The sequence below is a fragment of the Corynebacterium hylobatis genome (assembly GCF_003955685.1).
Lineage (GTDB): Bacteria > Actinomycetota > Actinomycetes > Mycobacteriales > Mycobacteriaceae > Corynebacterium > Corynebacterium hylobatis.
Window position 1 is genome coordinate 41,246 of record NZ_RXHJ01000018.1, and the last position, 10,563, is coordinate 51,808.

The following is a 10,563-nucleotide window of genomic DNA, read 5'->3' on the forward strand; positions in this document are numbered from 1 at the left end:
TCTCCTTCGGTGAAATGGGGGTGCTGTCGGTGATTGTGCCGGTGGGTTCAGAAGGACTTGAACGAGGTGGACCCCTCGAACCAACCGAAGGCGAGCGCGTCGCCGGACGCCTCCCAAGGAGTGCCGTCGCAGTAACCGCCCAGTTGGCGGAATTTCCCCGAGGCGAACAGCAGGGGATCGGCGTCATTGAGCTCCATGGCGATGACCTCGCCGATCACGATGACGTGATCGCCGCCGTCGTAGATCCGCCACGGTCTGCACTCCAGCGTCGCCGCGTTACCCTCCAGGACGGGAATGCCCTCGTCAGAACGCCACCGGGGTGTGCCCTTCATGGGTTTCCCGGCGAAGTTGAGACATACGTCCAGCTGGTCCTCCGCCATGATGTTGATGGCGAACGGGGCATCCTCCAGGTACCGGGAGGCTTTGTTGCCGCGGATGAGGGTCACCTGAGCCAGCGGGGGGTCCAGGGACACCGCGGTGAAGGCGTTGACCGTGGCGCCGTGCGGGGTTCCGTCAGGGGTGCGGCAAGTCACCACGGTTACGCCGGTGGCGAATTTGCCGAAGACGTTGCGCAACTCCCGGGAGTCAACGACTGGAGCGGATGCAACAGTCTCCACTGACGCGGGAGATGATTCGGTGTTCAACACTGGCCTCCAAACTGTCCTTCCGGACGTCGGGGAATGTGTGGTGGGATGCGATGGCCTCCGGCCGGGCGAGCAGAGTCACCTGGGAACGTGAGCAACCCCGGAGAAGAGGCCCCGGGCCAGCGGAAGAGATGACCTCCCGAGACCCTTTCGTGTCGCAAGTTACAATTTAATGGCAGATGAGATTCGGGACACGAGTAAAATTGCCCCACTGGTTACCCATTTCTGACCTCATCTGGCGGGCAGGAGCCAACGGGTATACCCGGGCAACAGGAGAAGCCCCTGCCCAGAAGCATTTCGGAAGCATCGGCAGTTCGGATCGCCTTGACCGTTGACCAGGTTTCCGGTCCAACAGCCACGCAGTCATTCAGCGAACAAGGAGTAACACAATGAACACAAGGACCGGGACGCTGAGACAGGGGCCGCTACGCCCTCAGACTGCGGTCACCAACTTCGTGGGGCGCGAGAGAAAACTGGCGGAGGCCCGGAACCTGCTCGTGGAATCCCGTCTGGTCACCATGATCGGCCCGGGTGGGGTGGGCAAGACCCGTCTGGCCACAGAGCTTGCTGAACGCACCGGGCAGGTCTTCGCCGATGGCGTGTGGCTGGCTGGGCTGGACAGTCTGCAGAGCGGTGAACGGGTGGCCTCCATCGTTGCGGACGCGCTGCAGATCCCGGACCAGTCCAATCGCACCGCATCTGAACGGGTGACCAGCTATGTCGCCGACAAAGAACTCCTGCTGGTGCTGGACAACTGCGAGCACGTCCTTGAGGCGGCGGCTGAGCTCGTGGTCGCGATGCTGGCGACTGGACCGCGGGTACGTGTCCTGGCCACCAGCCGCGAGCCCCTGGGAATTGCCGGGGAACAGATCTGTGTCGTTCCTCCGTTATCCACTCCTCCCCTTAACGACGGAAACTCCAGCGCAGTCCAGGACATAGAACAGTTCGAGTCAGTTGCCATGCTCGTGGAGCGGGCCCGTCAGGTGGTACCAGACTTAGCGGTGACTGACAGCAACCGCGATGCCATCGCTCAACTCTGTGTTCAGCTGGACGGCATTCCCCTGGCCATTGAACTGGCGGCCACCCGGCTGCGCACCTTGTCTCCCCGGCAGTTACTGCAACGGCTGGACCGTCGGTTCCAGCTTCTCACCCGTGGTGACCGCACATCCCTGCCCCGGCAGCAGACGCTCCAGGCCCTGATCAGCTGGAGCTTTGATCTGTGTACGTCGGCGGAGCAGCTCCTGTGGCGCAGACTGTCGATTTTTCCCGGTGCTTTCGACCTGGACGCGGCCGAGGAGGTCTGTGGTTTCGGGGAACTCTCCCCCGATGAGATCTTCGACTTTCTCGACCAGCTGGTCAGCAAGTCCATTGTGCTGGCAGAGCACGATTCCGACCAGGTCAACTACCGAATGCTGATGACCATCCGGGAATACGGGGCACAACTTCCCACCGACGAGGACGAACTCATGCTCCTGCGCTCGAGACACCGGGATGTCTACCTGAAACGGGTGGTGGCCCGGGCAGAGGAATGGTGCGGTTCCGGGCAGGCGGAGGCCCTTGCAGCCACCCGGCGGGAACGACCGAACCTGATGGTGGCCATGGACTGGTCACTGACCACCCCGGGGGGACATGATGCGGCAGCACAAATGGGGTCGAAGCTGCGGTACCACTGGGTGTCAGGAAAATACCTGAGTGACGGCAGGCAAACCATGGAACGGATTCTCCGGCAGGGGGAGCTGTCCCGCAGGGAACGGGGAACAGCGTCCTGGGCCATCAGCTGGGTGTGTCTCATCCAGGGCGATCATGACGCAGCCGCAGAGCACCTCGAGGTGGCACGCGGGATAGCCGAGGAACTGGGTGACCCGGTGATGCTCGGACATTACCAGCATTGGAAGGCCCTCCATCACCTGTTCATCGGGGAGCTGCCCACCGCAATCGAGCTCTACCGCACCGCCGTAGCCTCCCACGAAGCCGCGGATCGGGTGGCAGAGCAGTTGCTCGCCATGTTCCAGCTGGTCATGGCCCTGGCTTTCAACGGGGAAGCTGAGACCGGTCTGGCGGTGGCCCGGCAGGCGCGGGAGCTGGCGGAGAGATACGACGAGCGGTGGAACCTGTCGTTCATCTGGTGGATCACAGGTGTCTGCCACTGGCATCTGGGTGACTACGCGGCTGCGAAGCAGTGTGCATTGCAGGCACTGGAGATCCAGCGGGATTTCCACGACCTCATCTGCACCGCCATGAGTATTGAGGTGCTGTGCTGGACCGCGGTCTCCACAGGTGAATATGAGCGGGGATGGAAACTGGCGGAAGCCGCAGACTCCGTCTGGCGCAACATGGGCACGTCCCTGCTGGCTTTCGGCCCGCACATCGCAAAGGTCACACAGGACACCGTTGCCGCCTGCAGGGACGCGCTGAAGCTGCCTGCCGGGCAGATGCCGAAGCTGCCGGATTCGCTGACGGTCTCCGAGGCCTTTGCCGTAGCCCTGGATTCGTCTTCCTCCCCTCGTGGAAAAGTCGTCCGTACCGAGGACGGTCCGTTGACAACCCGGGAGCTGGAAGTGGCTGAATTTGTGGCCCGGGGGCTGACCAACCGGGAGATCGCCCAGGAACTGGTTCTTTCGCGCCGTACTGTCGACGGCCACGTGGAGAGGATCCTGGCCAAACTCAGTTTTTCCTCCCGGACCCAGGTGGCCACATGGATAGTAGGCCAGCGCGTGACGGAGGAGAAGAGGACCCGGGGCCGTGGCGGGAGCCGGGCGGAGACAAAGATACCGCTGCAGGGTTGAGCCCCGCCACCATGCAGGGCAGGGTCGTCCCCCTACACCGCCCCGGCAGCCCCGATGTTGCGGAGGTTGGCCCGGGCCAGGTCGACCATCCGGCCGACCCCGCCGCCGAAGACGGTGCGGGTGGCGGCCTTCGAGAAGCCCACCAGCATGTCCCAGGTGATCTCCGGCGGGATGGACAGTGCGTTGGGGTCGGTGACCACGTCGATGAGTACCGGGCCGGGGTGGGCGAAGGCCTCCTTGAGTCCCTTGCGCAACTTCTTCGGGTCCTCGATACGGACCGAACGGATGCCCATGGCCTCGGCGATGGCGGCGAAATTCACATGCTCATGGTCGGTGCCGTGGTCCGGCATGCCGGCCACCAGCATCTCGAGTTTGACCATGCCCAGGGAGGAGTTGTTGAACACGACCATCTTGATGGGCAGGTCATGCATTTTCACGGTGAGCAGCTCGCCGAGCAGCATGGACAGGCCACCGTCGCCGGAGAAGGTGACCACCTGGCGGTCGCGGTCGGCCAGCTGCGCGCCGATGGCGTGCGGCAGGGCGTTGGCCATGGTGCCGTGCCGGAAAGAGCCGAGTTCGGCGCGGCGGCCGTTGGGGGTGAGATAGCGGGCGGCCCAGACGTTGCACATGCCGGTGTCGATGGTGAAGACGGCATCCTCGGCGGCCAGTTCGTCGATGAGCGCCGCGACGTACTCGGGATGGATGGGTTTCCTGCTCTCCGCCTTGTCCGCATAGGCGTCAACGACGCTGCCCAGCAGTTCGGCGTGACGTGTCAGCTGCCGGTCCAGGAAGGAACGGTCGGTCTTCTCCTCGATATGCGGGAGGATGTTCTCGATGACGGCGCCCACGTCGCCGACCACAGGGTGGCGGACGGTGGTACGACGGCCGATGTGGGCGGCCTCGATGTCCACCTGCGCGACATTCTCCTGCGGCAGGTACTCGCTGTAGGGGAAGTCGGTACCCAGGAGGATGAGCAGGTCAGACTCGTGCATGGCGTCGTGGCAGGCGCCGTAACCGAGCAAGCCGGACATTCCGACGTCGAAGGGGTTGTCGTACTGGATGTGCATCTTGCCGCCGAAGGCGTGTCCCACGGGGGATTTGATCTTCTGCGCCAGGGCAAGGACCTGTTCGCGGGCATCAGCCACGCCGGCACCGCAGAAGAGGGTGACGGTCTCGGCGTCGTTGATCGCGGCAACCAGGACGGCTGCCTCTGCGGCATCGGGGTAGACGACCGGCCGGCCGGTGGCGATGGTGGAGTCGAGGAACATGTCGTCGCCGGCCTCGTCCTCGCTGATGTCGCCGGGGATGACCAGCACGGAGACGCCACGGCCGGCGGCGGTGGACTGGATGGCGTGGTGCAGCAGGCGAGCACCCTGATCCGGGGAGTTGACCATCTCGCAGAAACCGGAGCATTCCCGGAAGAGCATCTCGGGATGGGTCTCCTGGAAATAGGAGGTGCCGATCTGCAGGCTGGGCAGGTGGGAGGCGAGGGCGAGGACCTGTGCGCCGTTGCGGTGGGCGTCGTAGAGCCCCTGGATGAGGTGGGTGTTGCCGGGGCCGCAGGAGCCCGCGCAGACGGCGAGCTTCCCGGTCATGAGGGATTCGGCGCCCGCGGCGAAGGCGGCGGCCTCCTCGTTGTGGACATGGATCCACTCGATGCCTGAGCGTCGGATCGCGTCGACGATGGGGTTGAGGCTGTCTCCGACGACACCGTAGATGCGTTCCACGCCCTGATTCTCCAGCGTGGCGATCAGTTGTTCTGCGTAGTTGCGTGCCATGCCCACAACGCTACGCGCATATGTTGTAACTGTAATGAACGGTCGGTACAGTTTCCCGGTGTGAGACATCTCGACAACGTGGACTCCACGCCAGCCCAGCGATGGGCATTCCTACTGGTCATCTCCCTCGGTCTGCTCATGATCGGGGTGGACAACTCCATCCTCTACACCGCGCTGCCGGAGCTGCGACAGCAGCTGGGCACCAGCGAAACCCAGGCGCTGTGGGTCATCAACGCCTATCCCCTCGTGCTGGCCGGTCTGCTGCTGGGCACAGGCTCCCTCGGCGACCGGATCGGTCACCGCCTGATGTTCCTCATCGGCCTGACCATCTTCGGGCTGGCCTCCCTCGCGGCCGCCTTCGCCCCCGGCGCCTGGTTCCTCGTCGCCGCCCGCGCCTTCCTCGGCCTGGGTGCCGCGACGATGATGCCCGCCACCCTGGCGCTGATCCGCATCACCTTCACCGACGAGCGCGAACGCAACACCGCCATCGGCGTGTGGGGCTCGGTTGCCGTCATCGGCGCGGCCCTGGGCCCGGTCATCGGCGGCCTGCTCCTCGAGCACTTCTGGTGGGGTTCGGTCTTCCTCATCAACGTCCCCATCGTGATCGCCGCACTGGTGGCCACTGTCGCCGTGGCACCGCCGAACATGCCCAACCCGAACCGCCGCTGGGACGCGCTCAGCTCACTGCAGGCCCTGGTCACGCTGGCCTCGCTGGTCACCGCCATCAAGGAACTGGCCAACCCGGACCGCACCGGCTGGCTGCTGGCGGTCGCCAGCCTGCTCACCGTCGGCGGCGCGGTGCTCTTCGTCCGCCGCCAGCGCCGTCTCGACGACCCCCTGCTCACCTTCGACATCTTCCGCTCCCGGATCTTCACCGGCGGTGTCCTCGCCGCGACCGGCGCGATGTTCGCCGTGGCCGGCCTGGAGCTGCTGACCACCCAGCGCTTCCAGCTGGTCGCCGGCTACAGCCCCCTGGAGGCCGGCCTCATCGTCGTCGCTGTCACCATCGCCGCCTTCCCTTTCTCCCTGCTCGGCGGGGCCAGTCTGCACCGGGTCGGTTTCGTTCCGCTGATCCCCGGCGGTTTCCTGGCGGTGACACTCGGCGTGAGCCTGGCCACCTGGGCCGGCAGCCAGGACCGGCTGGTGCTGTTCATCGGGGCGCTGGCCCTGGTGGGTGCCGGCGCGGGTGCCATCATGTCGGTCTCCTCGACCGCGATCATCGGTTCCGCGCCGGTCCGCCGCGCCGGGATGGCCGCAGGGGTGGAAGCGGTCTCCTATGAATTCGGCACCCTGCTCTCCGTGGCGATCCTCGGTAGTCTGCTCCCGCTGCTCTACGCCCGCACCGCCGGGGCCGGCATGGTCATCACCGCTCTCGACGCCGCCGCCTACGACACCGCCTACCTCAACCTCCTCGCGGCCCTCGCCGTGATCGCGGGCGTCTTCGCCCTGATCACCGCCTGGTGTTTCCGCGGTAACCCGAAAGGTGCCCATGCGCCGGAGTAAACGCGAACTCATTCTCGACGCCGCCGTGACCCTCATCGCCGCCGACGGGCTTGAGGCGGTCAGCTTCGAGGCCCTCGCCGAAGCGGCAGGCCTGTCCAAGTCCGGCATCATCTACCACTTCCCCAGCCGTCACGAACTCATGCTGGGCATCCACCGGCACCTCGCCGAGGCGTGGGAGGTCGAACTCGAACGCATCGCCGGCGCCCGGGCCGCCGAACTCGACCAGGCCCAGCGTCTGCGCGCGGTGGTCATCTCCATGGGCCGGACCGCCGAGCTGCCGGAGCTGCTCATGGTCCTCGACGCCCGCAATGAGCCCGAGTACAAGGAGGTGTGGGCGGGTGTCGATAAGCGGTGGATGCCGGAGCCCGATTCCTCCGACGCCTACCTCGTCCAGCTCATCGCCTACGGGCTGTGGGCACACGACCACGTCCACCACGAGCCGCTGCAGGCGGCGGACCGGAAACGGCTCATTGCTGCTGCGCTGGAGCAGATCCCCACCTAGACTCAGCACCCATGACCGACCGCCGCACCGTCCTCGCCTGGGGCCTCTGGGACTGGGGATCAGCCGCCTTCAACGCCGTGCTGGTCACCTTCATCTTCGCGGTCTACCTCACCGACTCCGTCGGCCAGAACGTCTCCGGCCCCTTCACCCCGGCCCAGTACTACGGCTTCGCCATCGGCCTGGCCGGCGTCCTCATCGCCGCACTGACCCCCGTCATGGGGCAACGCTCCGACCTGCGCGGCACCCGGCGCCGCTCCCTGGGTGTGTGGACCTTCCTCACCGTGGCACTGATGGCCTCGCTCTTCCTCGTGCGTGACGACGCCGCCTTCTACTTCTGGCTCGGCGTGCTCATCATGGCCGTCGCCTCCATCACCTTCGAGATCGCCGAGGTCAACTACTTCGCGCAGATCACGCAGATCTCCACACCCGAGACCGTCGGCCGGGTCTCCGGATTCGGCTGGGGCATGGGCTATGTCGGCGGCATCGCCCTGCTCCTGGCCTGCTACTTCGGTTTCGTCGCCGGGGAGGGCGAGACCCGCGGACTGCTCAACCTGCCCACCGAGGGCGGGCTGAACATCCGGCTGGTCGCCGTCTTCGCCGCCGCATGGTTCGCCGTCTCCGCCCTGCCGGTGCTCTTCCGTGTCCCCGAGATCCGCCCCTCCGGGGAGAAGGCCGATTCCTTCATCGGCTCCTACCGACGGTTGTTCCGCGACCTGAAGAGCCTGTGGCGCGAGGACCGCAACGCGGTGTTCTTCCTCCTCTCCTCCGCCGTCTTCCGCGACGGTCTGGCCGGCGTGTTCACCTTCGGCGCAATCCTGGCGGTGAGTGTCTACGGCCTCTCCGCCGGTGATGTCCTGCTCTTCGGTGTGGCCGCCAACGTCACCGCCGCCCTCGGCGCCTTGGCCGGCGGCTGGCTCGATGACCGTCTCGGCCCCAAACCCGTCATCCTCGGCTCCTTAAGCATCATGATCGCCGTCGGTGTCATCCTATTGTTCGTGGAGGGCCCGCAGGGCTTCTGGATCTTCGGGCTCATCCTGTGCACCTTCGTCGGTCCCGCGCAGTCCGCCGCCCGCTCCTTCCTCTCCCGCGTGGCGCCGACGCACCGGGAGGGCCAGATGTTCGGCCTCTACGCCATGACCGGGCGTGCGGTCTCCTGGCTCGCTCCGGTGGCCTTCTCCGCCTTCGTCCTCATCGGCGGCGGGAACGACCGCTACGGCATCCTCGGGATCGTCACCGTCCTCGCCGTCGGCGCTGTGCTGCTGGTCAAGGTCAGTGACCCCCGCACCCGCACCCGCCGCGCCCCGGAAATGAGCACAGTGGAGGGATGAACGTCACCGAAATCCTCCAGGACATGGCCTCCCGCCCCATCGCGGCGGCCGGACAACTGCCGTCACTGACCCCCGCCCAGCTCAACTCCCACCCCGGGGATCACCCCAATTCCATCGCCTGGCTGCTGTGGCACAGCGGCCGCGAGGTCGATGTCCAGCTCTCCCACCTCAGCGGCCGCCCGGAACTCTGGGCGGACTTCCGGGACAGATTCGGCCTGGGTGAGGTGGGCGACACCCTCGGTTACGGGCACGAGCCCGATGAGGCAGGGGCGGTCGTGGTCGATGACCAGCAGCTGCTCACCGACTATCTCGGGGCCACCCTGGAAGCGTTGAGCAACTACGTCGCCGGACTCAGCGAAGCCGATCTTTCGGAGGTCATCGACCGCACCTGGGACCCGGCCGTCACCCGCGGGGTCCGGCTGGTCTCCATCATCGACGACGCCGCCCAGCATGTCGGCCAGGCCGCCTACGCGGCGGGGATGCTCACCCGCTGAGCCTGTTACACGTCGCGGGCGATGAGCTCGTCGAGCGGGGTCGGCGAGATCAGGTAGGGCGCGACCTCCAGCACGGTGTAGGCACCGGACTGGCCGGCCTCCCGCAGGCGGTGCGCCGCGCGGGCGTAGGCCAGGGCAACGGCGCCGGTGAAGTCGGGGTTGCGCTCCAGCTCCAGGGTGTAGCCGATGGTCTGGGTGAAACCGCCCGTGTCTCCGGCGGTGATGACGTGGCCACCGTGGGGCATACCGGTGTGCTCGGCGTCGAAGGTGGCCTCATCGATGAAGTTGACCTCGACCTCGTAGCCGACGAAGTAGTCGGGCATGGTGCGGATCTCGTTCTCGATGCGCTCGCGGTCGGCCTCATCGCAGACCACGAAGCAGCGGCGCAGGTGGGTCTGCTTACCGGTCAGGTCGTCGGCCTCACCCTTGCGCGCGGCCTCCAGGGCCTCCGGGGAAGGGATGGTGTACTGCACGGCCTTGTGCACGCCCGCGATGCGGCGCACCGCATCGGAGTGCCCCTGCGACAGGCCCGGGCCCCAGAAGGTGTGCTGACCACCACCCGGCAGGAGAGCCTGGCCGATGGTGCGGTTGAGGGAGAACATGCCCGGATCCCAGCCGGTGGAGACGATGGCGACTGTGTCGCTGTCCTTCGCGACGCGGTCCATCTCCCCGCGGTGACGTGGGACATCACGGTGGTTGTCATAGGTGTCGACGGTGTTGGCGTGGCGGATGAACTCCGGGGCCTGCGTCGGGATGTCGGTGGCGGAGCCGAGGCAGAGCACCGCGACGTCGAACCGGTCAGTGTTGTCCGCGAAGTCGTCCACCGGCAGCACCGGGGTGTCGGGGTCGAGGGTGTCCAGGGTGTCCCGGCGCGAGAAGATGCCCGCGAGCTCCATGTCCGGCTGCTGGCCGATGAGCTTCTCCACTGACTTGCCGAGGTTGCCGTATCCGACAATTGCGACCCTGATGTTGGCCATGTGCTGTTCTCCTAGTGAGGGGACGAGGTGCAGTGGCCCATTCTACGGGCCGTGGGACGGATGCTCCGCCGGGTCTTTTCTGTGCTGCGCCGCAGGTGGCGTGCGGGGCATAATGGAGATGCCTTGTTCCATCCTGTTCTCTCAGGGAGTCCAGCCATGTCACTTCCGCTGCTGCAGATCGCGACCCGGGTGGTGGGGCTGGGTTTTGCGGTCGCCTCGGTGTTCAATCTCACCATCAGCCTTCCCCGGGCCAGACAGATGCTGAACAGTTTCGCCGATGACTCGTGGCTGCCGCCCTACCGCCGTGTTCTGCGGGTACTGCTGCCCGCTGCCCCTGCCGTGATCGGCAGCGTCGTGGCTTTCCAGGCGGCGGTGGCCTGGAATCTGCTCCGCGGTCGCCGGGTGACCGGCGCACTCCGTGGGGCCCAGGCCTTCATGTTGGGCCTGGTCCCTGCGCTGACCTGGCCCTACTGGCCCTCGAATGTGGTGCTCCCCGCCCTCCTCGAGATTCTGGTGCGGAGGGTCGGATAGGTCACCCCAGCCACTCCCCC

Annotated in this window: 9 protein-coding genes; 6 read left to right on the forward strand and 3 right to left on the reverse strand. The window is 66.2% G+C overall.

Annotation, left to right across the window (positions count from 1 at the left end; genetic code table 11):
- Positions 1 to 47 precede the first annotated feature (47 nt).
- Positions 48 to 617, reverse strand: a complete 570-nt coding sequence (locus EAH68_RS12525; RefSeq protein ID WP_126121680.1) for a flavin reductase family protein — start codon at positions 615 to 617, stop codon at positions 48 to 50.
- Between the two features lie 416 nt (positions 618 to 1,033).
- On the opposite strand from EAH68_RS12525, the gene EAH68_RS12530 reads away from it, so the two are divergent.
- Positions 1,034 to 3,430: an ATP-binding protein gene (locus EAH68_RS12530; protein WP_126121681.1), complete on the forward strand. Its 2,397-nt coding sequence runs from the start codon at positions 1,034 to 1,036 to the stop codon at positions 3,428 to 3,430.
- Between the two features lie 32 nt (positions 3,431 to 3,462).
- On the opposite strand, the gene EAH68_RS12535 is transcribed toward EAH68_RS12530, so the two are convergent.
- A complete protein-coding gene (locus EAH68_RS12535) occupies positions 3,463 to 5,208 on the reverse strand; it encodes a pyruvate dehydrogenase (RefSeq protein ID WP_126121682.1) in 1,746 nt (581 codons plus the stop codon).
- Positions 5,209 to 5,268: 60 nt separating this feature from the next.
- Between EAH68_RS12535 and EAH68_RS12540 the strand changes: the two genes are divergently transcribed.
- From EAH68_RS12540 to EAH68_RS12555, 4 genes are read left to right on the forward strand one after another with little or no spacing between them, the layout of a single operon-like run.
- Positions 5,269 to 6,711 carry an MFS transporter gene (locus EAH68_RS12540; RefSeq protein WP_277600479.1) on the forward strand — a complete coding sequence of 481 codons (1,443 nt, stop codon included), beginning with the start codon at positions 5,269 to 5,271 and terminating at the stop codon, positions 6,709 to 6,711.
- The gene (locus tag EAH68_RS12545) at positions 6,698 to 7,213 is read left to right on the forward strand and encodes a TetR/AcrR family transcriptional regulator (protein WP_126121683.1); all 516 of its coding nucleotides are present in this window, start codon (positions 6,698 to 6,700) and stop codon (positions 7,211 to 7,213) included. Before EAH68_RS12540 ends, EAH68_RS12545 begins: the two co-directional genes overlap by 14 nt.
- An 11-nt stretch (positions 7,214 to 7,224) precedes the next feature.
- Positions 7,225 to 8,541 (forward strand): MFS transporter, encoded by a 1,317-nt coding sequence (locus EAH68_RS12550; RefSeq protein ID WP_126121684.1) that lies wholly within the window; start codon positions 7,225 to 7,227, stop codon positions 8,539 to 8,541.
- Positions 8,538 to 9,035, forward strand: a complete 498-nt coding sequence (locus EAH68_RS12555) for a mycothiol transferase (RefSeq protein WP_126121685.1) — start codon at positions 8,538 to 8,540, stop codon at positions 9,033 to 9,035. The genes EAH68_RS12550 and EAH68_RS12555 overlap by 4 nt, the downstream gene beginning before the upstream one ends.
- A 5-nt stretch (positions 9,036 to 9,040) precedes the next feature.
- Here the strand turns inward: EAH68_RS12555 and EAH68_RS12560 are convergent, their stop codons facing one another.
- Complete coding sequence (locus EAH68_RS12560) at positions 9,041 to 10,012, reverse strand: diaminopimelate dehydrogenase (protein WP_126121686.1); 972 nt, start codon at positions 10,010 to 10,012, stop codon at positions 9,041 to 9,043.
- Between the two features lie 156 nt (positions 10,013 to 10,168).
- Between EAH68_RS12560 and EAH68_RS12565 the strand changes: the two genes are divergently transcribed.
- A complete protein-coding gene (locus EAH68_RS12565) occupies positions 10,169 to 10,543 on the forward strand; it encodes a hypothetical protein (protein WP_126121687.1) in 375 nt (124 codons plus the stop codon).
- The last annotated feature ends 20 nt before the right edge of the window (positions 10,544 to 10,563 follow it).

Coding starts and splice junctions, on each gene's coding strand:
- EAH68_RS12530 (WP_126121681.1), top strand. CDS start 1,034: ATGAACACAAGGACCGGGACGCTGAGACAGGGGCCGCTACGCCCTCAG.
- EAH68_RS12535 (WP_126121682.1), bottom strand. CDS start 5,208: ATGGCACGCAACTACGCAGAACAACTGATCGCCACGCTGGAGAATCAG.
- EAH68_RS12545 (WP_126121683.1), top strand. CDS start 6,698: ATGCGCCGGAGTAAACGCGAACTCATTCTCGACGCCGCCGTGACCCTC.
- EAH68_RS12550 (WP_126121684.1), top strand. CDS start 7,225: ATGACCGACCGCCGCACCGTCCTCGCCTGGGGCCTCTGGGACTGGGGA.
- EAH68_RS12555 (WP_126121685.1), top strand. CDS start 8,538: ATGAACGTCACCGAAATCCTCCAGGACATGGCCTCCCGCCCCATCGCG.
- EAH68_RS12560 (WP_126121686.1), bottom strand. CDS start 10,012: ATGGCCAACATCAGGGTCGCAATTGTCGGATACGGCAACCTCGGCAAG.
- EAH68_RS12565 (WP_126121687.1), top strand. CDS start 10,169: ATGTCACTTCCGCTGCTGCAGATCGCGACCCGGGTGGTGGGGCTGGGT.